This is a genomic window from Parabacteroides sp. AF17-3 (assembly GCF_003635445.1).
In the GTDB taxonomy this organism is placed as follows: Bacteria; Bacteroidota; Bacteroidia; order Bacteroidales; family Tannerellaceae; genus Parabacteroides; species Parabacteroides goldsteinii.
In genome coordinates, this window is sequence record NZ_QTMM01000018.1 from 124,414 (window position 1) to 147,837 (window position 23,424).

At 43.7% G+C, this 23,424-nt stretch carries 20 protein-coding genes; 4 read left to right on the forward strand and 16 right to left on the reverse strand.

Translation table 11 applies throughout. From position 1 onward, the window contains the following. Nucleotides 1–80 precede the first annotated feature (80 nt). A complete protein-coding gene (locus tag DWW91_RS22345) occupies nt 81–1,238 on the reverse strand; it encodes a 6-bladed beta-propeller (RefSeq protein ID WP_122328945.1) in 1,158 nt (385 codons plus the stop codon). A gap of 177 nt (nt 1,239–1,415) precedes the next feature. Then, complete coding sequence (locus DWW91_RS22350; RefSeq protein WP_007654127.1) at nt 1,416–2,099, reverse strand: hypothetical protein; 684 nt, start codon at nt 2,097–2,099, stop codon at nt 1,416–1,418. Between the two features lie 207 nt (nt 2,100–2,306). Here DWW91_RS22350 and mtaB point away from each other — a divergent pair, with 207 nt between their 5' ends. Genes mtaB through DWW91_RS22365 form a run of 3 tightly spaced genes read left to right on the forward strand, consistent with a single transcriptional unit; the run spans nt 2,307 to nt 5,628 of the window. Beyond that, the gene (gene mtaB, locus DWW91_RS22355; RefSeq protein WP_044215218.1) at nt 2,307–3,635 is read left to right on the forward strand and encodes a tRNA (N(6)-L-threonylcarbamoyladenosine(37)-C(2))-methylthiotransferase MtaB; all 1,329 of its coding nucleotides are present in this window, start codon (nt 2,307–2,309) and stop codon (nt 3,633–3,635) included. A 1-nt stretch (nt 3,636) separates the two neighbouring features. Further along, on the forward strand, nt 3,637–4,518 hold the full coding sequence (locus tag DWW91_RS22360) for a lysophospholipid acyltransferase family protein (RefSeq protein WP_122328946.1): 882 nt from the start codon (nt 3,637–3,639) through the stop codon (nt 4,516–4,518). Between the two features lie 57 nt (nt 4,519–4,575). After that, nucleotides 4,576–5,628, forward strand: coding sequence for a glycosyltransferase family 2 protein (locus tag DWW91_RS22365; RefSeq protein WP_122328947.1), 1,053 nt, complete (start codon nt 4,576–4,578; stop codon nt 5,626–5,628). A gap of 222 nt (nt 5,629–5,850) precedes the next feature. On the opposite strand, the gene DWW91_RS22370 is transcribed toward DWW91_RS22365, so the two are convergent. The 5 genes from DWW91_RS22370 to folB all read right to left on the reverse strand — a co-directional run bounded on the left by DWW91_RS22370 (nt 5,851) and on the right by folB (nt 10,459). After that, nucleotides 5,851–6,540, reverse strand: coding sequence for an HAD family hydrolase (locus tag DWW91_RS22370; RefSeq protein WP_122328948.1), 690 nt, complete (start codon nt 6,538–6,540; stop codon nt 5,851–5,853). Then, on the reverse strand, nt 6,540–7,184 hold the full coding sequence (locus DWW91_RS22375) for a MarC family protein (protein WP_075558727.1): 645 nt from the start codon (nt 7,182–7,184) through the stop codon (nt 6,540–6,542). Before DWW91_RS22375 ends, DWW91_RS22370 begins: the two co-directional genes overlap by 1 nt. A 171-nt stretch (nt 7,185–7,355) precedes the next feature. Further along, nucleotides 7,356–8,597: a PNGase F N-terminal domain-containing protein gene (locus tag DWW91_RS22380; protein WP_122328949.1), complete on the reverse strand. Its 1,242-nt coding sequence runs from the start codon at nt 8,595–8,597 to the stop codon at nt 7,356–7,358. Nucleotides 8,598–8,603: 6 nt separating this feature from the next. Beyond that, nucleotides 8,604–10,040, reverse strand: coding sequence for a monomeric [FeFe] hydrogenase (locus DWW91_RS22385; protein WP_007654143.1), 1,437 nt, complete (start codon nt 10,038–10,040; stop codon nt 8,604–8,606). Between the two features lie 56 nt (nt 10,041–10,096). Next, nucleotides 10,097–10,459 (reverse strand): dihydroneopterin aldolase, encoded by a 363-nt coding sequence (folB, locus tag DWW91_RS22390; RefSeq protein WP_010800470.1) that lies wholly within the window; start codon nt 10,457–10,459, stop codon nt 10,097–10,099. 88 nt (nt 10,460–10,547) lie between these two features. On the opposite strand from folB, the gene DWW91_RS22395 reads away from it, so the two are divergent. Beyond that, nucleotides 10,548–10,928, forward strand: coding sequence for a polymer-forming cytoskeletal protein (locus tag DWW91_RS22395; RefSeq protein WP_007654145.1), 381 nt, complete (start codon nt 10,548–10,550; stop codon nt 10,926–10,928). Between the two features lie 33 nt (nt 10,929–10,961). On the opposite strand, the gene DWW91_RS22400 is transcribed toward DWW91_RS22395, so the two are convergent. The 9 genes from DWW91_RS22400 to DWW91_RS22440 form a co-directional block, all read right to left on the reverse strand. Beyond that, nucleotides 10,962–13,655: a 4-alpha-glucanotransferase gene (locus tag DWW91_RS22400; protein WP_122328950.1), complete on the reverse strand. Its 2,694-nt coding sequence runs from the start codon at nt 13,653–13,655 to the stop codon at nt 10,962–10,964. Nucleotides 13,656–13,742: 87 nt separating this feature from the next. Beyond that, nucleotides 13,743–16,286, reverse strand: coding sequence for an adenosylcobalamin-dependent ribonucleoside-diphosphate reductase (locus DWW91_RS22405; protein ID WP_007654147.1), 2,544 nt, complete (start codon nt 16,284–16,286; stop codon nt 13,743–13,745). Between the two features lie 254 nt (nt 16,287–16,540). Further along, nucleotides 16,541–17,938 (reverse strand): chromosomal replication initiator protein DnaA, encoded by a 1,398-nt coding sequence (gene dnaA, locus DWW91_RS22410; protein WP_010800474.1) that lies wholly within the window; start codon nt 17,936–17,938, stop codon nt 16,541–16,543. Between the two features lie 367 nt (nt 17,939–18,305). Beyond that, a complete protein-coding gene (locus tag DWW91_RS22415) occupies nt 18,306–19,190 on the reverse strand; it encodes an MlaD family protein (RefSeq protein WP_007654149.1) in 885 nt (294 codons plus the stop codon). 24 nt (nt 19,191–19,214) lie between these two features. Further along, entirely contained in the window at nt 19,215–20,414 is a 1,200-nt protein-coding gene (locus DWW91_RS22420; RefSeq protein WP_370449606.1) for an N-acetylmuramoyl-L-alanine amidase, read from the reverse strand. 247 nt (nt 20,415–20,661) lie between these two features. Then, on the reverse strand, nt 20,662–21,105 hold the full coding sequence (gene rplI / locus DWW91_RS22425) for a 50S ribosomal protein L9 (protein ID WP_007654153.1): 444 nt from the start codon (nt 21,103–21,105) through the stop codon (nt 20,662–20,664). A 21-nt stretch (nt 21,106–21,126) separates the two neighbouring features. After that, nucleotides 21,127–21,396: a 30S ribosomal protein S18 gene (rpsR, locus tag DWW91_RS22430; protein WP_007654155.1), complete on the reverse strand. Its 270-nt coding sequence runs from the start codon at nt 21,394–21,396 to the stop codon at nt 21,127–21,129. Between the two features lie 2 nt (nt 21,397–21,398). Next, the gene (gene rpsF, locus DWW91_RS22435; protein WP_007654157.1) at nt 21,399–21,752 is read right to left on the reverse strand and encodes a 30S ribosomal protein S6; all 354 of its coding nucleotides are present in this window, start codon (nt 21,750–21,752) and stop codon (nt 21,399–21,401) included. A 119-nt stretch (nt 21,753–21,871) separates the two neighbouring features. Beyond that, nucleotides 21,872–23,380, reverse strand: a complete 1,509-nt coding sequence (locus tag DWW91_RS22440; RefSeq protein ID WP_122328952.1) for a sulfatase — start codon at nt 23,378–23,380, stop codon at nt 21,872–21,874. Nucleotides 23,381–23,424: the final 44 nt, after the last annotated feature.

Consider the following 23,424-nt stretch of genomic DNA (forward strand, 5'->3'; position numbering starts at 1 on the left):
TACAGACTATCCGGCAGATACACAACAGACAGGCTGAGTTTAACCCTTACCCGGTCAAACTCAGCCTCTGTTTGATTTCTTTATTTCTTATGCTTTATCAGCATAATCACCGGATTCGCTTCCTCATCCAAGGTCGCTGCAATTTCTTTCAAACGGCCTTTCAGCTGTCCTTTTTCGTAAGCCTCCGTAAGGTCAGAGGCTTCTAATGACAGACTGACCGGTATTTCTTGATTTTTAGGCTTCGAGAAGAAAGAGACCTGTTTCTTATTCGAGTAATCAGCATTACATATAGTATAGTTGAAGATTGCTTTTTCCTGCTTGTCATACACCAAATCGGTACCGGGAAATCCTTTAAACGTTTTATAGTCCAATTCTTTCTTCATAGTCCGCATGAAATAATAGCGGTCGGTGATAATGGTTGGGAAAAGAAAGACTTCTACTTCCATGGATTGTATGGAGGGAGTCCTGACAATAGAAGGAGTTAGATTGCCCTTCGGCAAATAGTTGTACACAGTATCGGAAGATGTATTCACAAGCACCCAATGATCCTTGGCTGGAAATGTCATATGAAACTCAGGCGTTACAACCAATTCATCTTTCATCACAACCGGTGTCTTCATCTCTTTAAAGGGAATTGGTATTTCCTGGGTGACACTTCCGTCCTGCTTTGAAAACAGTATATGGCATGCTTGCCTGTTTTCTTCCGGCGTTCCGTAGTATTTCTTATAAGTAATCAGATGCTCCCGGTCGTAATCGAATACATCGTCATAATGACTGTTATCTGCAAATTTGAAACTTCTTTTAAAGTTTCCGGATAAGTCATATGTCAATATCTTCTTAGTATAGTCTACGACAAACAATTCGTTATTATCTTCATCCAGAATAATCCCTGAAATACCGGAATATTCCTCAGCTCCTTGCCCCAGACGGTTTATCTTTCGCAGGCCTTTACCTGTTTTCCTGTCAAAGACGAAGATATTTCCATCGTTCCGGTTTCTTACCAGCAGGAATTCCTTACCGATAGCTTCCACAATACCATGAGTGATAAACTCGTCAGTGGTTTCCAGCGGAACGTATTCCACATCCATTATATCCTGGAGAATCAGTTCCTTTTCAGGATAGCTGGCAGTGACATCGACGGTGATAATCTCGTCATTTTGGGAACCGGACTGTTGGCAACCAGTGCATCCCCCTATGAAAAAGAGGATAATTGCCAGATTTACATTTAGTTTCTTCATTTCTTTCTGTTTGTTGTGAATACTAATTACGAACGACCTTACGTTTGCACGAATAAATCGTACGAAATATACGTACTTTATGGCGAATAAACAACTTAATATGTAAAATGGCATGCAGAGAGCATCTATATCTGCCCAATCTGCATGCCATTCTACATATTTCCTCTTTATTACCTGTTAACCCGGAATAACGGTCAATTCATTCAAATCTATTTCATCCAGTTTCTTATTCACAAAGAAAGGACAATAAAACAGTAAATCATTCATACCTTTTATCTTCTCGAAGCCTAGCTTTTGAAAATAAGAAGTCAATTTGCTGAACGCTTTCTTTTCATTCTTTTCAAGTCCTTTATACCAGTTCTTGTCTTCCCAGGGATCTTCACAAATACAATGTTCTCCCTCTAACTGCAAGGGGAAAGGATAAATAACGAACAAACCACAAGCCGTGCTAAAATGGAAGATCGTATCTTTAATTACTTTCTTAGAAATTCCGTATCCCCTATATTCAGGAATAAGTACCAATCTATCCAATACGCAAACATTGTTATTCATACAACACTCCGGATATTTTTCTATTATGGACTGTTTGAAAATATCCAGGTCCGACTCTGGCTCAAGATCCAGAATCTGCCCCAGTTCTCTATTCATATCCGCTAATTCAGCAAGGTCATACTGATTTTCCAGTGCCTGACTTAATAAAATAACTTTTACACAAGATTTACCAATCAGCACACTATCTCCCTCATTATCGGCATCTTCAGCATAGATATCAATAAATACAGTTTGAAAATATCTCTCACCTTCCAATTCACCAGTTCCTGAACTAAAGGAATACTTAAAACTTAAAAATAACTCTTTCATATCGTATCATTTATTAAATTGTTACAAATTTAGCAGAAAGCTTTTATAATAGACTTAGATAATCAATATTTATTATTCGCCACACCATTTATAAAACAGCGCATTTCATAAAACCCGACCCAATAACGAGATTACTGAAACCACACAAAACACCAACAATCTACATGTCAATAATTTTAATTACATTTGCGCGATAATTCAATCGCAATGATAGACAAAACCGTATTTGAAAATAAAATAGCTGCTTATTATACCCTGGGCTGTAAGCTCAACTTCGCAGAGACCTCCACCATCGGGAAGGTATTGGCAGAGCAGGGCGTACGTAAAGCCCGTGCGGGTGAAAAAGCAGACATCTGTGTCGTAAACACCTGCTCGGTAACGGAACTGGCCGATAAGAAATGTCGCCAGGCCATCCGTCGCATCAGCAAACAGCATCCGGGAGCCTTTATTGTTGTGACCGGCTGTTACGCGCAGCTCAAACCGGAAGAGGTGGCCCATATCGAGGGGGTCGACCTGGTTTTGGGCGCAGAGCAAAAACTGGATATATTAATGTATCTGGATGACCTGAAAAAGAAAGAAGAAGGCGGCGCAGTCGTTGCCTCACAAACTAAAGATATACGGACCTTCTCCCCTTCCTGTTCGGCAGACGACCGTACGCGTCATTTCCTGAAAGTACAGGACGGATGCGATTACTTCTGCTCCTATTGTACCATTCCTTTTGCCCGCGGACGAAGCCGCAACGGCACAATCGCCAGTATGGTGGAGCAGGCACGGGAGGTAGCTGCCAAAGGTGGAAAAGAAATCGTGCTGACCGGAGTCAATATCGGCGACTTCGGCAAGTCGACAGGCGAGACTTTCATCGACCTGATTCGTGCACTCGACGAAGTGGAAGGTATCGTGCGTTACCGTATTTCTTCCATCGAGCCGAACCTCATTACGGACGAGGCCATCGACTTCGTAGCCTCCAGCAAACGGTTCGCCCCTCACTTCCATATCCCTTTACAGAGCGGAAGCGACGAGGTGCTGAAACTGATGCGCCGCCGTTACGACACGGCCCTTTTCCGTCATAAGATCGAGAAGATTAAAGAAATCATGCCCCACGCCTTTATCGGGGTGGACGTGATTGTCGGGACACGTGGCGAAACGGACGAGTTCTTCGAAGATGCCCGCAACTTCATCAACAGCCTGGACATCAGCCAGCTGCATGTATTCAGCTATTCGGAACGTCCGGGAACACAGGCGTTGAAGATTGCCCATTCGGTCGACCCGAAAGTAAAACATGCCCGCAGCCAGCAACTGCTGGATATTTCCGATAGGAAACTTCATGCTTTCTACGACGCCCATATCGGCAGTCAGGCGGAAGTTTTATTCGAACATACACGCAAAGACGGCCGGATGCACGGTTTCACAGAGAATTATATTAAAGTCGAGATACCTTACAACAGTTCGCTGGTAAACGAAACCCGACGGGTGACGCTGACCGGATGGAACGAAGACCGTACTGCATTAAATTGTGAATTAGTAACTATCGGTTGATATGTGGAATAAAATTCAATACGGATTAATCTTTGCATGGGCCAAGCTGCATGCATTTTTACCGATGTCGGTACTGTATGTACTGTCCGATATCCTGTATGTACTAATCTATTGGGTGATTCGTTACAGGATAAAAGTAGTGCGCCGCAACCTGGAAGCCTCTTTCCCCGAGAAATCGGAAATAGAATTACGCCGGTTGGAAAGGGCCTTTTACCATCATTTTGCCGACTACATTGTCGAGACAATCAAACTGGCGCATATCTCTCCCGAAGAAGTATTGCGCCGTGCCCATATCAAGAATCCCGAAGTGGCAACCCGTTTGCAGGCAGAAGGACAAAAAACAGTGATGATGCTGATGGGCCATTACGGCAACTGGGAATGGTTCAGCGCCTCCAGCCTGGTATATACCGATTCGTGCCTGTGGCAAATCTACCGACCGTTAAATAACAAAGCTGTCGACCGCCTGTTCATTTATCTGCGCACCCGCTTCGGTTCTTATGGAATGAAGAAGAACGACACGGTACGCGACATGATGACGTTGAAGAAAGAAGGCAACAACAACATCGTTATCTTCATAGCCGACCAGACACCCAGCAAGGCAAACCTGCATTACTGGACTACCTTCCTGAATCAGGATACCGCTATGCTGAACGGTGCGGAACGTATCGCCCGTAAACTGGATTTGCCGGTCATCTTCCTGGATGTACAGAAAGTGAAACGCGGCTACTATACAGTCGAAATGAAGCTGATGACCGCCCATGCCAAACAGACTACCGAGAACGAGATTACCGAATCATACGCCCGCATGACGGAAAAGATGATTCTCCGCAATCCGGCCTATTGGCTCTGGACACATAAACGTTGGAAATATAAACGGGAGTAATCCCCTCCCCTCTCGAGAGGGGAAACAGTTACAACCAGTCACTATAATAAATATATCATGACAAATAATACGACTTCCTCCCCCCATCTGTCAACTAAAAAAGTAGCCATCGTCATCCTTAACTGGAACGGTGCGAAGCTGATGGAAGAATTTCTCCCGTCTGTAATAGCATACAGTCCGGCAGAAAGGACGGAAGTAGTCGTGGCCGATAATGGTTCTACCGACAACTCGATAGCCCTGTTGCAGGAAAAGTTCCCTTCCGTCCGCATTATCCAGCTGGATAAGAACTACGGTTTCGCCGAAGGATACAACCAGGCACTCAAACAACTCGACAACGAATATACCGTCCTGCTGAACAGTGATGTCGAAGTAACGCCCGACTGGCTCGACGCACCATTGGCAGCCCTTGAGGCCGATGCCACCATCGCCGCCGCCCAACCCAAGATACGGGCACAGCGCAACAAGGAATATTTCGAATATGCCGGAGCTGCCGGCGGTTATATGGACATTTACGGGTATCCTTATTGCCGGGGACGCATGCTCCATGTCGTAGAAAAAGATGAAGCCCAATATGATACGCCTGCCGATATCCTCTGGGCAACAGGGGCCTGCCTGTTTATCCGTACCGCCGTCTATAAGGAAATAGGCGGCCTCGATGCCGGTTTCTTTGCCCATCAGGAGGAGATAGATATGTGCTGGCGGTTACGTTCGCGGGGGTATCGGCTGGTATGTACGCCCCAATCGGTCGTTTATCATGTCGGAGGGGCGACTTTGCAGGTGGAGAGTCCCCGCAAGACTTTCCTCAACTTCCGCAATAACCTGCTGATGCTTTACAAGAACCTTCCCGAAAAAGACCTGAAGCCTGTTATGCGTGCCCGCTTCTGGTTGGATTATATAGCTGCTACGAAATTCCTGTTATGCGGCCATATTCAAAATGCCAAAGCTGTATATGAGGCCCGTAAAGCCTTTTTCGATATGAAACCGGAATATGAAGAGAAACGCAGGGAGAACCTGGCAAAGACAACGCTTCCGATTATCCCGGAACTGATGCGCAGCAGCCTAATCCTCGCTTTCTATTTGAAAGGGAAAAAGAAATACTCCGACCTTTAAGTTCTTTCTTCATAATATCTAAGTGGAAAGGATATGACATCTAACCTTTTTTGTCAGGACTTTTAGAAAAGAAAGATTAAGCATACATATATGTAAGGCATGCTTTACATATCCGAAAGTTTAACCTTACATATTTGTAACGTATATATTACATATTTAAAAGTCATAACAAAAGGGATTAATTGTCAGGACCCAAAAGGATAAAACCAGTAATGAACCGGCTTAAGGAAGCAGAGAGATAATATCCCACAACGAATCGACAGTAAAGAACCGCGGGTTTACGACAGGCTCATCCACCTTTTCATGTTCCCAGGTGGTGTGGTAAGGAATATGAACGGCATAACTGCCAAGTTCCAAAGGCGGGAGGATATCAGAACGGACAGAGTTGCCAATCATCAGAAATTCTTCGGGACGAATATCCAAATGCTTCAACAGCAGACGGTATTCACGGTCGGTCTTATCGCTCATGATCTCGACGTGATGGAAAAGATGCTCGATACCTGAGCGGCGCAGTTTCTGTTCCTGGTCGAGCAAGTCGCCTTTGGTCACAACAATCAGACGGTAACGGCCAACCAACGCATTCAGTGTCTCCTCCACTCCATCCAGCAGTTCTACCGGCTTGGTGAGTTGTTCCTTTCCCAGGGCCAGGATTTGCTCCAGTACGTTTGCCGGGACTTTACCGCCGGTGATACGGATAGCCGTTTCCAGGACAGACAAGATATAAGCCTTCACCCCGTAACCGTAAAGAGGCATGTTGCGGCTTTCCGTGCGGAACAGTTCAGCCGAGACAGTTTCGCCGTCTACATAGGGAGCAAGCAAAAGACGGAGTTTTTGCTCCGTCTCCAGAAAATAAGTTTCGTTTACCCAAAGCGTATCATCGGCATCGAAGCCGATCACCTGTATTCCTTCCATTATAAATTAGCTTGTTGCAATATGTCAATCATTATTGGTTTGAAACCGCTTACAAAACATTCCACGGCAATCACCATCAGGATAAGTCCCATCAGACGCATCATCACGTTGTTGCCCGTCTCACCCATATATTTGTTCAGCCGGGTGGAAGCACGGAGGATCAGGAAGGTGATAAAGTAGACCGAAGCAATCACGCTTACCAGCAATATCTTCTTTATCAGCGTATTCGCATCTTCCATCAGCATGATACCGTTGGCGATTGCACCGGGGCCGCAAAGCATCGGAATGGCGAGCGGGGTGACGGAGATATCGTTTACATACGTCTTTACCTCTTCATCCTTCAGTTTTGCCTTGGAATAACGTGCCTGAAGCATGTCGAATCCGATGGTAAAGATAATAATACCGCCGGCAATACGGAAACCGTTTGTAGAGATACCAAAGAACTTGAACAGGAACTGCCCCGAGAAAGTGAAAACCATCAGAGTGATAAAAGATACGATGGTGGCACGGCGCACAATGGTTTTGCGTTCATCGTCACTCATCCCGTTAGTCATCGTCAGGAAAACCGGCATAGTACCCAACGGGTTTGTCAGGGTAAAGAAAGAAGTGAAGCACAAGAGGGCAAAAGGGAGTAAAGTATCCATAATATGCTAGTTTAAAGTTATTTCATAACAAAGATCAAGCGACTGATGGTAACTGTTTCCCCTCTTGAGAGGGGATAAGGGGTGTGTTATAGTTCTGCCTAAACACTTGCTTTAACACACCCCCTGCCCCCTCTCAAGAGGGGAACAGTTACTCCTGTCACTAAATTGTTTCTATTCATCCCAGACTAAATAAGCAGACACCAGCCAATGGTTCAGTTTATTGCCATCTATCTCCTGAGCTTCGGGGATGCTTACGATAAATGTATGTTCGCCCGGTTGGATATCGGTCAATTCGACTTCCTCAGGTATCACATCGGAACCCGGACACCAGTTGGAACGTGAAAAATCGGAAGAAGCGACAGGCTCTTCCACTTCTTTCTCCGCATATCCTTTCTCTCCGATATAAGAGGCCAGACGTTTCTCCAACCACACGCCCGTTGCCGGATTGAAACGGCGGAAAGAGGCACAGTCATTACGCCACGGGATAAAGTTCAGCACTTCTTTGCCATCCACAGAAACAATATTGCGCTTCTGTACAAACTCGTCGCCACCACTATGACCACCATGTCCGGTAACGATATATTTCAGACGCACGTTCTTTGCTCCTTCCGGAACGGTAAAGCCGGTCGACACATCTTTACGGGCAAAAATATCAGGATAAGACTGACCGATATAGTAAACCGTATTCATCAACGGTTCCACATGTCTTTTAGGCAATGCGTCACAGGTTATATCCGATTCGTCCACATCAATAGTAACACTGGCAATATATCCTTCGGGAGTCCAGGTATCGATAAAGACACCTACATAAGCCCCGCCTTCCAGTAAAGGATACAGGTCGGTGATATTCTGCTCCCAGCTCACACTATCGGCCCACTGGTCGATATAAACAGGCTTGCGTTTGCTACTCAGGCTATCGTCTGCACTGCTGTAATGACCGACACCGAACGGGGTCATAAAACGCATCAGTTCGACAGTCGGTTCATAATCCTCACCGGAAACAATACCAATTAAGTTTTCCAATTTCGTACTGTCTACTGCGGGGAATTGCTTCTCTCCTTTTGCTATGTTCAGCAGATTGATAGCCGACTCTTTGGGAAGGATGAAACAGGAACCGGACTTATCCCAACGGTCACCATTGGAGGCGATTGTTACTTTCAGGTTCACAGAAACATTGCGTTTATAGTCGGGCAATGTAACCTTCTTCAGGATGATACGTCCGTTTACCAGATGGTAGATACTATCTGCTCCCGGTTCACTGTAACCGGCATACTGGTCCGGTGCGAACTTCACCGGAGTGTCGTGAAATACCTGCACGGAATAATCTCCCATCGCCGGTAATTCCCGGTGGCCGCATGCTGTCAACAGCATCGCACCGGCCAATGAGAATGATACTAAGATTTTCTTTGTCATTGTTGTTTAGAATTTAGTAAGTTCCTTAATCAGCTGCTTCTGTCCGGTTACTTTATCGGCGTGGATACAAGGACCGGTTACACACCCGCCTTCGCAGGCCATCACTTCGATAAACTGTGCCGGAGCCTTTCCCGTCTTAGCATAAGCACGAAGCAGGGCGACGTTCTTCTTTGTCAGGTTGGCTACCTGTACGGCATTTACCTGTTCTTCTTTCAGATAGACTTTCACGGCATTTATCACACCGCCGCTCTGGGCAAAGCCATGTGCTTCACGCACGGAATTATAGAGGACGGAGAACGGTTTCGCTTCTTCCACCTTTATACCCAGGCCTTCCAGCACCGAACCGATTTCCTCGAAAGTCAGCGTAAAGTCGACTGCCGGGTCCATCTTTACTTCTTTACGTTTAGCAACACACGGGCCGATGAAAACGACTTTGGCGTCCGGATGTTTTTCTTTCACGAGACGGGCCGTATAATACATCGGGGAACCGGTTGAAGAGATATATTTCTTCAGGTCCGGAATATGTTTCTCTGCCAGCTGGACATACGACGGACAACAGCTGGTCGTCATGAACGGTTGTCCTTCTTCCAGCTTTTCCTTCAGTTCTTCCGCTTCCCGGCGGGTCGTTTCCATCGCCCCCTGGGCGACTTCCACAATCTCCTCAAATCCCATTGCCTTAATCGCTCCGTACACACTTTCCACCGGTGCACTGAATTGTGCCAGGATGGAAGGGGCCACGATGGCAATCATCTTCTCCTTATTGCGCAAACGTTGCAGTATATCAAACACTTGTGATATTTCGAAGATAGCACCGAAAGGACAGGCATTGATACATTTACCGCAGTAGATACATTTTGATTCGTCGATATGCTCCACGCCGTATTCATCTTTGCTGATAGCCTTGACCGGGCAAACTTCTTCACAAGGAATCGGTATATAAACAATTGCATGGTAAGGACAGTTCTGGTGGCATTTGCCGCAACTGATACAAGTGTCATGGTCAATCCGCGCCTGTCCGTTCTTTTTGAACTGGATGGCGTCTTTCGGACAGTTCATATAACAGCTACGCGCCACACAACCACGGCAGAGGTTCGTTATTTCATAGTTTACCTGTACACAGGAGGAACATGCTTCATCCACCACGCACATCAGGTTCTCTTTCTTGTTTTCCGAACGGAGCAGCGCCCGTTTAGCATACTCGGAGAGCGGTGTCAGTTCGTCAACTTCGTCCTGCATATCAAAACCCAGAAGAGGAAGTGTCTTGTATTTCCATACGGCACGTTCCTTATGAACGCAGCAACGGCCTATTACTTTCGATTTACGGGGACTCAACTCTATGGGCAAACGGTCAATCTCGTCGAGCAGACGATTTTCCTTCCAAAGTTTAACTAACTTCGCCATCAATCCGTGGCGGACAATCATTACGTTGTTGGTAAATGCCATGGTGCTTTGTTTATTTGTGCTTTAAAAATGCAAAGATAGAGAAAGTTATCCAAATACTAACCGTAGCTCTCCCTTAGAATTATAGAGGCGCTGTAAACATCGCCTCCAAAAGGCGGGTTCAACTTGGAGAGTTTCAGTTCGATAGCCAGAAGTTGCGGAAAAGTATCCTTCAAGGCTGCCAGGATACGTCCCGCCGCATGTTCCAGTAATTTGGAAGGGATAGCCATTTCACGCTTTACAACTTCGTAGACAACGGCATAATTTATCGTATCTTCCAGGTCATCGCTGGCTACCGCCTTTTCAAGGGGAGCCGTCAATACAAGGTTTACCACAAACGTATTGCCGACACGTGTCTCCTGCGGGGAGACCCCATGACAGGCGTAAAATTTCATGGTTTCCAGTTCTATTTGTACTGTCATTTTTCGTTATTTTATCTGTAAAAGTAGATAAAGTAAACCTTTCTGCAAAAAAATAGTCTATATTTGCGATTAAGCAAACAAACTATTTATGATGGGAATAAAACAAAAAGATGAAAACTCTGCCGGTGGCCTACATAACACCCTCGCCGCCGGAACAAACGTAAAAGGTAATATTATTACAGAAACCGATTTCAGATTAGACGGACAGGTAGATGGCGACATCAATTGTAGCGGAAAAATCGTAGTCGGTCCCAAAGGACGTGTAGTAGGCAACATTATTTCTACCAATGCCGAAGTCCTTGGCGAAGTGGAAGGTTCCGTACGTGTCACCGAAAAACTGGTACTGAAAGCTACCGCAAATATTAAAGGAGACGTGTTTGCCCAGTCGCTGGAAATAGAGCCGAATGCCCGTTTCAACGGTGTTTGCAACATGTCATCCGATATGACGAAGAAAACAAAAGCCCAGTAATTTACCGGGCTTTTTACTTTTATAGACTGTTACTTATTTTCTTCCTGAGGCAACAATCAGTTGCGCAACCTTATCATTAAACTCCTCTTTCATCAACAGACTTTCCAACGGTATATGCATCCGGTAGCACCAGTAATGGTTTGAGTTGGCCGGGACATTGATTCGTTCGGCTTCGATGTCTTTCCTCTTCACCGTATCGTCAATAGCAAACCAATCCTGTAAAGGAATAATAGTCAGCATAGAGTTTGTTGCCAGATGGTTTGTGATAATCCGGGAGGCAATTTCCGACGAACATTCCCCGGGAGCCTGCCCTTCATAATGCAATACATTATTATAATAGCGCTGTATCTTTTCGCAATCTTCCTTCCACCAGTTGCGGAGCGGTGACATATCATGGGTAGATGTAGTACAAACAGAATTATACGGCAGACTGAACAAATCGGAAAACTCCCGCTGAGGAGTCTTTGGCATCCGTTCAATCTCCAGGCTCAGAATCTGTAACTTGTTCATTACATCAGGTACCGATTCGGGAATCATCCCAAGGTCTTCCCCGCACACCAGCATATTGGTACTGCCCACTAAAGGAGTCAGCCGCTTGAATGCCTGTGCCTTCCAAAAGTCGTTATGACGGTGATAGAAGAAATCCCAATACAGCTGGTCGAAGGCATACTTTTCGGATGTATTCAATTCACTATATATATAGGAATGGCTGGCTGAAATACGCGGATGGAATTTTTCCTTTTCCTGTGGGTCACGCAAAAACAACACTTCATTGGCTATGGCAAACAATCCGTCTTTTATGCGTAAAGAGACTTCGTCTGTTTTCCCATCGAATATGGCTTCTATCTTCCGTTGCGTATCACAGAATGATTTCAGGACGAAATGATTGGATGAAGACTGTGCCAGATAAGTACCTTCTACCTCTTCTGCCAAATCGCCGAACAACTCGGGCAGGAACTTTCGGTTAATATGCGGTGTAGTAAAACGTGCTTCATTGAAAGTTAATCCGTACTGTTCAATCTCTTCCCGGGTAAAAGGCAAAGCCGGATTAAAATGTCCGCAAAGGCCTTGTATATAATCCAACGGAACTTCCCAGATACGGAAAAAGCCTAAGATATGGTCGATACGGAAACAGTCAAAATAGTCGCTCAACTTATGGAAACGTTTCTTCCACCAGGAGAAATGGTCTTTCTCCATAATATCCCAGTTATAAGTCGGAAATCCCCAGTTCTGTCCATTGACAGAGAAGTCGTCGGGCGGAGCTCCTGCCTGGCCGTTCATATTGAAATACTGTGGTTCTGTCCAGGCATCGATACTGGTACGATTCACTCCGATAGGGAGGTCGCCTTTCAGGACAATGCCATTCTTACGGGCATAGTCGGATACCGACTTGAATTGAGTATGTAATATGTATTGCAGGAAATAATAAAAGGATATCTCCGGATAGGCGCCGCTGTCTTCCGAGCAAAGTTCGCGTATCTGAGACTTATTATAGATTGCATTCTTATCCCACTTCGTAAAGTCGGAAGTCTGGTACTTCTCACGCAGATAACTGTAAGCGGCATAAGGCATCAGCCAGGATTGGCTTTGTTCAAAAAACTCATGGTATTCCGGACTCGACAGAATGGCTTGTCCTTCCTGACTGAAGAACTCACGGCAATAAGCTAACTTATATCCTACCGCCGCTTCATAATCGACAAAATCTTTTGCATTCAGCTCTTCCTGTTTTGCCTTGTAGAAGGCAACCCTGTCTGCATCCTTCAGTTCGCCCATCAAAGGCAGGCTGATATACATCGGATGGAGCGCATAAACAGAAATGGCACTGTAAGGATAGGAATCCCTCCAGGTATGGCTCATAGTCGTGTCATTCATCGGCAACACCTGGATAATGCGCTGGCGGGTTTTCTTTGCCCAGTCAACCAACATACGGAGGTCTCCCAAATCACCGACACCGAATCCTTGTTCCGAACGCAAAGAGAATACAGGGATAACTGTCCCCGCACACCGCCACAACGGTAAGTTATCACGAAAAGACAGACCGGAAACCACTACTGTTTCTCCGAAATCCTGCGGAGGCAAATCCAGCTTCCTGTTTTCGTCTTCCTCCCAATATAATGGTTGGTGTTTGTCATTATCATATACCAGGAACTTATATTCCAACGGATAAATGATATCATTGGCATCCAAGTCGATATGCCAGTCAGGAAAGGTATCGCAACTAAGTATCAACGCTTTATCCGGATGCCAGTTTCCCAGACACTCCTGGTTTCCGGTGATGGCAACACTCTGCCATTTCTCCACCCGGGGAGCCGATATCTTGATTGTCAGTTTCTTTCCGCTCTTAACAACTCTTTCGTATGTATTACAGGGATGTGCAAACAGACTTTTAGTAAAAGCCGACGAGTAGAATGACAGATTAGCCGGACGTATCTGCCAGTAGTCATATAAAGTATAATGATTGGCATGTCCTTCAAATGTGACCTGATGATTTTTCTCCCACTCTTCAAATATCTGCTTATCGTTTATACTTAAAAAGTAGCGGTATTCTATGGTCTGTTGCGGCGATGTAAGTTCCAACTCCAGCTCAAGCTGCCAGTTTCCATCCCCTTTGTAGTTCATCTCTTTAGCCAAAGCAGGCTCCCATGAGCCAAGCTCCGGAATAGACCCTACTATACATAACTTCTGTCCCCAAACGGTATGGAAGTTTATATTAAAGGTGACTTTCATGTGTATCAAATTTAGTTCCGGAGACGAAGGTATAAAAAATGCGGGGAAAATCCCCGCATTCCTATAAAAATATTTGTTATGTTACGCTTATCCACACTTTGAAGCTCCACAGTTCGTACAGATCAGACACCCTTCCTGATAGATAAGGGTTTCCAGACCACAGTTCGGACACACCTGTCCTTTTACTTCCGTACCATTCGGCAGATACTTCTTCAATGCACGTTCAACCCCATTCTTCCAGGTATTGATCGATTCATTGTTCAGTTCCATTCCCTGAACCAACTTGATAACCTGGTCGATAGGCATGCCGTAACGCAATACGCCGGAGATCAGTTTCGCATAGTTCCAGAATTCGGGATCAAACTTTCCGTCCAGACCTTCGATAGTCATCTTGTAACCACGCTTGTTCTTGAACTGGAAATCATAATGTTTCTTGCCGTCTTCATCATAACTCTTGATGATCGTTCCTTTGGATACATTCTTCGGCAACATGATACCTTCGTCATCATCGGCAAGACCGGTAAAGATCTCATACGGACGACCGTTCAGCAAACCGACAAAAGCAATCCACTTTTCGCGGTTGTTCTGGAATTTCACTACATCAGCTTCCAGTTCACGCGGACGGGTGGAAACAATCACCGGCGGTTGCATGCAATTACAATCATCTTTCTTCTCTTTTTTCTTTTCTGTCGAGAGCAGTACACCTGAACGGGAACCGTCACGGTAAACCGTACAGCCTTTACATCCGCACTTCCATGCTTCAACATACAAAGAATCCACTAATTCTTCCGATACGTCAGCCGGCAAGTTGATAGTTACACTGATAGAATGGTCCACCCATTTCTGGATACGTCCCTGCATCCGGACTTTCTGCAACCAGTCTACATCATTTGAAGTAGCTTTATAATAAGGTGATTTAGCTACCAACTCATCAATTTCTTCCTGGGTATATTTCTTGATAACGGAATAACCGTTAGCCTGCATCCAGGTTACAAACTTATGATGGAATACGACATATTCTTCGAATGCGTCTCCGGTTTCATCCACAAAATCGACACGCGTTTCCGCATCATTCGGGTTTACCTTACGACGACGTCTGTACACCGGAAGGAATACCGGCTCGATACCGGAAGTTGTCTGCGTCATCAAACTGGTTGTTCCTGTCGGAGCAATAGTCAGACAAGCAATGTTACGACGGCCGTACTTCAGCATATCTTCATACAATCCCGGATCAGCTTCACGCAAACGGTTGATAAACGGATTCTTTTCCTCACGTTTCGAATCATAGATTTCGAAAGCGCCACGCTCTTTAGCCATCATGACGGAAGAACGATAAGCCTCCAAAGCCAATGTCTTCTGGATTTCTTCAGCACACTCTGTTGCCTCATCCGTTCCGTAACGAAGTCCCAAAGCCGCAATCATATCGCCTTCAGCAGTGATACCCACACCGGTACGACGGCCTTGCAGAGTCTTCTTCTGTATCTTTTCCCACAAATGACGTTCCGTTTCCTTCACTTCCATTGATTCCGGGTCAGAATCGATCTTTTCAAGGATCTTCTCGATCTTTTCTGATTCCAGATCGATAATATCATCCATGATACGTTGTGCCAATGCTACATGTTTTTTGAACAGATCAAAATCGAAGTAAGCATCTTTTGTAAACGGATTTACTACATATGAATAAAGATTGATAGCCAGCAAACGGCAACTGTCGTAGGGACAGAGAGGTATTTCACCACACGGATTGGTTGAAACCGTACGGAATCCCAGATCGGCATATGAATCAGGAACAGATTCACGCAAAATAGTATCCCAGAACAAAACACCGGGTTCAGCCGACTTCCATGCATTATGGATGATCTTCTTCCACAAAGCAGCCGCATCGATTTCCTTTACTGTAGTCGGTTCATTTGAATCAATCGGATATTGCTGTTTATATGAAGTTCCGCTAACAACGGAATTCATAAAATCATCATCAATCTTCACCGAAACATTTGCCCCGGTAACTTTTCCCTCAGTCATTTTTGCATCAATAAAGGACTCCGAATCCGGATGCTTAATCGATACACTTAACATCAGCGCCCCACGACGACCGTCTTGTGCAACTTCGCGTGTCGAATTAGAATAACGCTCCATAAACGGCACCAAACCAGTAGATGTAAGAGCTGAATTTTTAACAGGAGAGCCTTTCGGACGGATATGCGACAAATCATGTCCCACACCTCCGCGACGCTTCATTAACTGAACCTGCTCTTCATCAATCCGGATAATTGCACCATATGAATCGGCTTCTCCATCCAATCCTATAACAAAACAATTAGAGAGTGAGGCAATCTGGTAATCATTGCCAATCCCCGTCATCGGACTTCCTTGCGGAACGATGTAACGGAAATGATCAAATAGGTCAAAAAGCTCCTGCTCTGATAAAGGATTAGGATACTTTTTCTCTACACGGGCAATTTCACTTGCCAGACGGTGGTGCATATCCACGGGAGATTCCTCATAAATATTCCCGAATGCATCCTTCAAAGCATACTTGTTTACCCATACTTTAGCGGCAAGCTCGTCGCCCGTAAAGTAGTCCAGTGAAGCCTTAAACGCTTCATCGAATGTGTAAGTTTTATGGTTCACGATAATTACTGTATTAATAATAGTGCAAGTTTAAGAATACTTTATTTATTGACCAAATTATTAAACAACTAAAATCGAAAAGAATATCAGGTTTTCCAATTCATTTCATACCACATATGAAAATCAACATATTAACATTTCGCAAATCCAAAAATATTTTCCAAAAAGAAAACCACTAACATTTCCATGTTTCCCAAAACAGAAAAAGGATGCCATATAAAACGACATCCTTTCCACCTATATAAAATGATTTATCAACTTCTTAATTTAACCTCGATCTCTTCAACAGACGAACGGAAAGACTTGCTCGTTTCCATCTGGTCCTTGATTGTTTTGCAGGCATGCAATACTGTGGCATGATCTTTCTTTCCTACAATCTTCCCAATATGGGAAAAAGAACAATCGGTATACTTTTTGGCAAGATACATCGTAATCTGACGAGCCTGCACAATCTCACGTTTTCTGGAACGTGTCTGAATGACCGCCTGATCCAGATTGAAATAATTACATACGATTTCCTGAATCATCTGAACAGAGAGCTGTTTTTTCTCCAGACGGACAGCCTGACTTACCACACGTTTAGTCAGAGGCAGATCTATTTCCTTATTATTAATAACAGCATTCGCCATCAATGAAACAAGGATACCTTCCAGGTCACGTACATTTTCAGTAACATTATTCGCAATGAAGTTGAATACCTCATCCGGAATAACAATACCGTCATGGTTGATCTTATTCTTCAAGATCTTCTTTCTCAAATCAAGATCCGGACGGCTCAACTCAGCTGTAAGTCCCCATTTCAGACGGGTTATCAATCGCTCCTCCATTCCCTGCAAATCGACAGGTGCCTTATCCGAAGTAAGGATCAACTGTTTTCCCAGCTGATGAAGATGATTGAATATATGGAAGAATGTATTCTGAGTCTTATCCATACCGATCAATTCCTGGATATCATCCAATAGCAGAACATCGATATTCTGGTAAAAATTCAAAAAGTCATTCGTTGTATTCTTACGGATTGCATCAGTAAACTGAACACGGAACAGATGAGAGGAAACATACAACACCTTCTTCTCCGGATGGAGTTCACGGATACGGGTTCCTATGGCATGACACAAATGTGTTTTACCAACCCCTGACGGTCCGAAAATAAACAATGGATTAAACGTCGTCTTTCCAGGATTCTGTGCAACAGCCTCACCTGCCGTACGTACTAACTTGTTGCTGGTTCCTTCAAAATAATTATCAAAGTTATACTTGGGATTTAACTGCGGATCCAAATCCTGAGGTGCAGTCTGTATAAATGGATTAGGAGCCTTATTCGCATCTTTGGGAGTTATCTTCTTTACTGCTACCGAACCATTCTCTGCCGGATAATCTACGGTACCACCAGTCGTCTTATCTACCATAACACGATAGTTAAGAATCGTACCCTGACCTATTACACGATATAATGTAACTTTCAATACATTTACGTATTTCTCCTCAAGGTACTCATAAAAGAACTGGCTCGGCACCTGGATCGTAAACTTATTATCCTCATAGGATAAAGGTATGATCGGCATGAACCATGTGTTAAAAGCGGCCTCCGGCACGATGTCTTTAATGACAGCGAGGCATTTATTCCACAATGTCTGATATTCAGTCTGCATGATTTATTACTCTCCCAACTATACTTTTTTTATTTTTCCGACTACAAAGTTTAGAAATTAATTCGGAAAAAAAAAGTGCCGAATTATTTGGTTCTTTTGAATGTTTAATATAGCATTTAGTGTCAACAAGTTATAGAAAACAAGTCTGATTTACAAACACTTAAACACTTACACATCCAAGAGCCCTTTATTTTAGGACACTTTTAATTATTACGCTATCCCACTGTTTCTCATGCAAAAAGGCCCGTAGACTACGTTATTTTCCTCTATCTAAAGACCTTATGCATCTCTAAAATTACGTTTAGACAGTTTTTTCCTTAATTGGAAAAATTCTAAATAAGATTAGATGATTTAATATTATTTTCGGTTAAAAAACAGAAAAATGAACATATCTTTTCGGATTCTGCTTCAGATCCAGTAACAACCTTGATGCATTTATCATCGTACTATCCAGATTATTATATAAACTTCTGTCATTCAGCAACAACCCTAATGTATTATCCTTCTGGTTCAACTTATCTGTTGTCAGTTGCAGATTTGCCAAAGTCGCATTAATGGAATTGACGGTAGTCGCCAGATCCAAACCTTTTAAACTGGTGCTCACTTCATTAAAATTACCGGTTATCACTTTCAAATCAGACATAATACCCGGCACGTCTTTACTCAGCATAGTATTCAACTGACGAGTAGAAGCCTCCAGGTTACCTGTAGTCTTCGCTATATGATCGAGAGACTGCGTAATAGCCGGATGATTGATCAGTACCTGCAAACCGCCCAGTATAGAATCCAGCTTAGGTAAAAGGGCTTCCACTCCCGGCAGAATCTTCTCCTGCACAGACTGCATCATATCCTCTTCCATCTTCCCTTCAATCGTAGCCCCGGGCTTTAAATAATCCTTTACATATTTATTCAGATGGATATGAAGTTCGCCACCACTCAGAAGCGTCTTTATAATCGTAATGTAACTTCCCGTCGTAAGTTTCATTTCATCATCCAGACTGATCTCTACCGTTATTTTATCTGTATTCTCATAATCATAAACAATACTCCTTACCAATCCCACTTTAAAACCATCGATATAAACAGGACTGGATACCGTCACATCCTTCACATTATGAAATGTAACGAAATAATGATTTACCGGTTTAAATAAATTTATACCTTTCAGATAATTAATCCCGAAATACAGCAACGCCAAACTAATAATACTTACAAGTCCAATCTTTGCCTCTTTGGTCAATATACTTTTCATCCTTTTAAATTATATGTTTCTCTTTTAATACTTTACCTTTTTGCCATCTTTAAATGCTACGATAAAAGCATCTTTAAAGTCTTTAGCAGCCTGTCGGCGCAACTTCCTGATCGAATCGAAATCGGTCGTTTCGCCATAGGTGTATTTATAGATTCCTTTCTCCACAAAGAAGTCTACATTCTTATATCCTTTAAACACTTTTGCCCCCGGAGAAAGTTTTTTATCCGAGGTAAGAATTTGCACTTTATAGACAATTTTCCCTGTTGCATTCGATTTTGTCCGAGTCGCAGCAGTAGTTTGTTTCTTTTGTGAAGAAACCGAAGCATTTTTCTTTTTATTCAGAATATCCTCTTCACTACCGGCAGGCACAGCCTCTTCCGTTGCTTCATATTCAACATAAGACACCTCCGAGCTTGTTATACCCTGCATAGATCCGGATAATCCTCCCTGCTTTCTGTCGTATTCTTTCTTATACCTGCTGAATGCGTCATACAAAGCACTCGCCAACCGGTTTTGCCCATCCGAAGATTTCATAAAACGCTCCTCATCCCGATTCGAAATATACCCCAGTTCGACCAAAACACTTGGCATACTAGTCTTCCTCAAAACCAGGAAACCGGCTTGCCTTACCCCTCTATCTGCCCGTTTTGCCGAGACAAAGCATTTTTGTATCTCTGAAGCAAAACTAACGCTCTGCTCCATATGCTTGTTCTGCATGAACTCAAAAATAATATAGGATTCGGATGAATTCGGATCAAAACCTTCATACTTCTGCTGATAGTCATCTTCCAGCAAAATGGCGGAGTTTTCACGCATAGCCACAGCCAGGTTTTCGTCGGTACGAGCCAAACCTAACGTATAAGTTTCCGTTCCACGAGCAGTGCTACCTTTTTTGACTGAGTTCGTATGGATGGATATAAAAAGATCCGCCTTATTACGGTTAGCTATATTCGCACGTTCATCTAGTTCTATAAAACGATCTGTCTTACGGGTATAAATAACTTTTACATCGTCATGACCGGCGGCTATCTTATCCCCAAGTTTTAAAGCCACAGAAAGATTAATAGCTTTTTCATTAATAACAGTACCGCGAGCCCCAGGGTCCTTTCCTCCATGACCGGCATCAATCACGACAGTAAAAGTCTTCTCTCTCGCTTGAAGTACAGGAAGAGTCAAAAACAAGGCCATCAACAGATTAATATATAGAAAAGATATTCTAGCCACAGTAAACGATTTTATGCAAATTCGGGGCAAATGTAGCATTTTTTTACTGATAAAGAGAAGTCTTTTTCTATAAATAATTAGTCATAGCCGGTTTAACGTCGTTCATTCCGGTATCCGGCTCATAGGATAACAGAACAAAACCAGATGAATCTTTATACAATATAAAAGTAGTCCACCCAACTATATAAAACCACAAAAGGGCAAATCCCGAAGGACTGCCCTTTTCAACTTTATATCGTTTACTGAATTATTCAGAAACCACTTCGAAAGGAATTTCAACAGAAACTTCCTTGTGAAGTTTAAGGATTGCTTTGTAGTTACCTACTTCCTTAACAGCATCCTTAATGTAGATAATCTTACGTTCTACTTCGAAACCAGCTTTTGCCAAAGCTTCAGCAACCTGGATATTTGTAACAGAACCGAAGATTGTACCAGTTGAGCTGGTCTTTGCACCGATAGTCAATGCAACGCCTTCCAACTTTGCTGCCAATGCCTGAGCATCTTCTTTGATCTTAGCCAATTTGTGAGCACGCTGTCTCAGGTTTTCAGCTAATACTTTCTTAGCAGACTCAGAAGCGATTACTGCCTTACCCGTGGGGATTAGAAAGTTACGTCCGTAACCGTCTTTTACTGTTACGATATCGTCTTTGTAACCTAAATTGATTACATCTTCTTTCAAAATAACTTGCATATTCTGTCTCCTCTCTTTTTATTATTTCATTAAATCGGTTACGTAAGGAAGCAACGCCAGGTGACGAGCTCTTTTTACAGCCTGAGCGATACGACGCTGGAACTTCAAAGAAGTACCTGTGATACGACGCGGAAGAATTTTACCCTGTTCGTTCAGGAATTTCTTCAGGAATTCAGGATCTTTGTAATCGATATACTTGATACCGTTCTTTTTGAAACGGCAATATTTCTTTTTCTTAACGTCTACTGAAGGCGGAGTTAAATATCTGATTTCTGATTGAGTTGCTGCCATGATTAATTCTCCTTTACTGTTTCTTTTGATGATTTCAGATTTCTTCTCTTAGCGGCATATTCTGCTGCATATTTGTCCTGGCGGAAAGTCAGGAAGCGGATCACACGTTCGTCACGACGGAAGTGAACTTCCAAAGTAGCGATAGTTTCCGGATTTGCCTTGAATTCAACCAGCTGATAGAAGCCTGTTGTTTTCTTGTCGATAGGATAAGCTAATTTGCGCAATCCCCAATTTTCTTCGTTCACGATTTCAGCACCCTGTTCTTTCAGGAGGTTCGTGAATTTTTCTACCGCTTCCTTCATCTGTGCGTCAGACAAAACGGGAGTTAAAATGAAAACGGTTTCATAATTGTTCATAAAACGCTGTTTTATATTTGTTAGTACTTAAAAATTTGCGGGGCAAAGGTAAGAAGTTTTTCCGAGTATACAACACATTACGTGTTATTTTTTACTCCAAACGTCTGCTACTTCCTCTTTTAATAAACCGGTCTCAGCACATTTCCGTTCGCATCTTCCGGATAAAGCGCACCTTCGGCATCGAGTTGTGCCGTCATTGCTTTTACCATCTTGACCAGTAATTTTGGATTTCTTTCCGACACGTCCAATGATTCGCCCGGATCTTTCTTTAGATTATACAGACGGTAACGGGGTTCGGACGGATTTTCCGGATTATAATAATAAATCAGTTTCCAATCTCCTTCTATATAAGTAGTAAAGTAACTTCCCCGATGCTCATGTGGGAAATGCATCAGCACAGTTTCCGGACGGCTATTGTTTCTCTTTCCTTCCAATTGGTCCCGCAGGTCGACACCATCGATAATATGGTCCTTCGGATTTTTTGCTCCGCTCAACGAAACAAGTGTCGGATAAATATCCATAACAGTCCCCATCTGTAACTGGACACCACCGACTTCAATCGGTAATTGTTTTTGAAGCGGATTATTCATATCCGGCTTACCCCAGCAGGCAATAAACGGAACGCGGACACCACCTTCAAATTCAGAGCCTTTCTTTCCACGCAAAGGAGCAGAAGAAGTGTAACCTTTATCATCACCCAAAGGGGCATCGGAACCATTGTCACCCAGAAATATAATTAATGTATTCTCGGCAATCCCTAATTCTTCCAGATGATCCATAATATCACCCAGCGATTTATCCATTCCTTCGATCAACGTAGCAAAATCAGCCGCGACTTTCGGCCTTCCCGTATAACGGTAATGATCGGCAAAACGTTTATCTGCTTCAAAAGGAGAATGAACAGCATAATGGGACATATATAAGAAGAAAGGCTTCTTCTCCCCTACAGCCTCAGTGATCTGCTCATTGGCTTCCAATGTCAGAGCTTCGCTCAGGAATGTATCTGTACCATGATACTTTTCTAATCCCGGTACGGCACGAGTCTTCTGTCCTTTGATATGTCCGTATCCGTTCTCCCCGTAATAACTACCCGGATGCCCGATGGAAGAACCGGCAATATTCACATCAAAACCTATATTCTGAGGCAGTTCACCGTCGCTGTTCTGGCAACCGAAATGAGCCTTGCCGACATGGATCGTTTTATATCCGGCATCGTGCAGCACACGGGGCAATGTTACATCATTCTTCGAGATACCTTTCCAGTTCCAGTCTGTCGGCCCGAAAGGTGTTTTGTTATTTGTTTCAGAATTGATCCAGTTGGTCGTTCTATGTCGGGTCGAGTTCTGGCCGGTCATGATAGATGCACGGGAAGGAGAACTGACACTTTGCGCATAGAAAGTAGAAAAACGAATTCCCTGGCGAGCCATACGCTCCATATTCGGAGTCTGATACCAGTCATTCAGCGGATAACGGACCGGATTACCTGCCTCATCCGTCAGAAACGGAAGCGAAGTATCCATAAGGCCCATATCATCGACCAGAAAAACAATAACATTCGGACGTTCCTGTGCCACGAGCGGCTGTCCGGCTAAACATAAAAGAGTTGATACACAAAGAGTTTTTTTCATATGTAAATAAATTGCGCTCCCTATCTCAAGAGAGCCGTTTAAAC

Excerpts from the sequence above, each read along its gene's own strand:
- DWW91_RS22345 (WP_122328945.1), bottom strand. The coding sequence starts at position 1,238 with ATGAAGAAACTAAATGTAAATCTGGCAATTATCCTCTTTTTCATAGGG.
- DWW91_RS22350 (WP_007654127.1), bottom strand. The coding sequence starts at position 2,099 with ATGAAAGAGTTATTTTTAAGTTTTAAGTATTCCTTTAGTTCAGGAACT.
- mtaB (WP_044215218.1), top strand. The coding sequence starts at position 2,307 with ATGATAGACAAAACCGTATTTGAAAATAAAATAGCTGCTTATTATACC.
- DWW91_RS22360 (WP_122328946.1), top strand. The coding sequence starts at position 3,637 with ATGTGGAATAAAATTCAATACGGATTAATCTTTGCATGGGCCAAGCTG.
- DWW91_RS22365 (WP_122328947.1), top strand. The coding sequence starts at position 4,576 with ATGACAAATAATACGACTTCCTCCCCCCATCTGTCAACTAAAAAAGTA.
- DWW91_RS22370 (WP_122328948.1), bottom strand. The coding sequence starts at position 6,540 with ATGGAAGGAATACAGGTGATCGGCTTCGATGCCGATGATACGCTTTGG.
- DWW91_RS22375 (WP_075558727.1), bottom strand. The coding sequence starts at position 7,184 with ATGGATACTTTACTCCCTTTTGCCCTCTTGTGCTTCACTTCTTTCTTT.
- DWW91_RS22380 (WP_122328949.1), bottom strand. The coding sequence starts at position 8,597 with ATGACAAAGAAAATCTTAGTATCATTCTCATTGGCCGGTGCGATGCTG.
- DWW91_RS22385 (WP_007654143.1), bottom strand. The coding sequence starts at position 10,040 with ATGGCATTTACCAACAACGTAATGATTGTCCGCCACGGATTGATGGCG.
- folB (WP_010800470.1), bottom strand. The coding sequence starts at position 10,459 with ATGACAGTACAAATAGAACTGGAAACCATGAAATTTTACGCCTGTCAT.
- DWW91_RS22395 (WP_007654145.1), top strand. The coding sequence starts at position 10,548 with ATGATGGGAATAAAACAAAAAGATGAAAACTCTGCCGGTGGCCTACAT.
- DWW91_RS22400 (WP_122328950.1), bottom strand. The coding sequence starts at position 13,655 with ATGAAAGTCACCTTTAATATAAACTTCCATACCGTTTGGGGACAGAAG.
- dnaA (WP_010800474.1), bottom strand. The coding sequence starts at position 17,938 with ATGCAGACTGAATATCAGACATTGTGGAATAAATGCCTCGCTGTCATT.
- DWW91_RS22415 (WP_007654149.1), bottom strand. The coding sequence starts at position 19,190 with ATGAAAAGTATATTGACCAAAGAGGCAAAGATTGGACTTGTAAGTATT.
- rplI (WP_007654153.1), bottom strand. The coding sequence starts at position 21,105 with ATGCAAGTTATTTTGAAAGAAGATGTAATCAATTTAGGTTACAAAGAC.
- rpsR (WP_007654155.1), bottom strand. The coding sequence starts at position 21,396 with ATGGCAGCAACTCAATCAGAAATCAGATATTTAACTCCGCCTTCAGTA.
- rpsF (WP_007654157.1), bottom strand. The coding sequence starts at position 21,752 with ATGAACAATTATGAAACCGTTTTCATTTTAACTCCCGTTTTGTCTGAC.
- DWW91_RS22440 (WP_122328952.1), bottom strand. The coding sequence starts at position 23,380 with ATGAAAAAAACTCTTTGTGTATCAACTCTTTTATGTTTAGCCGGACAG.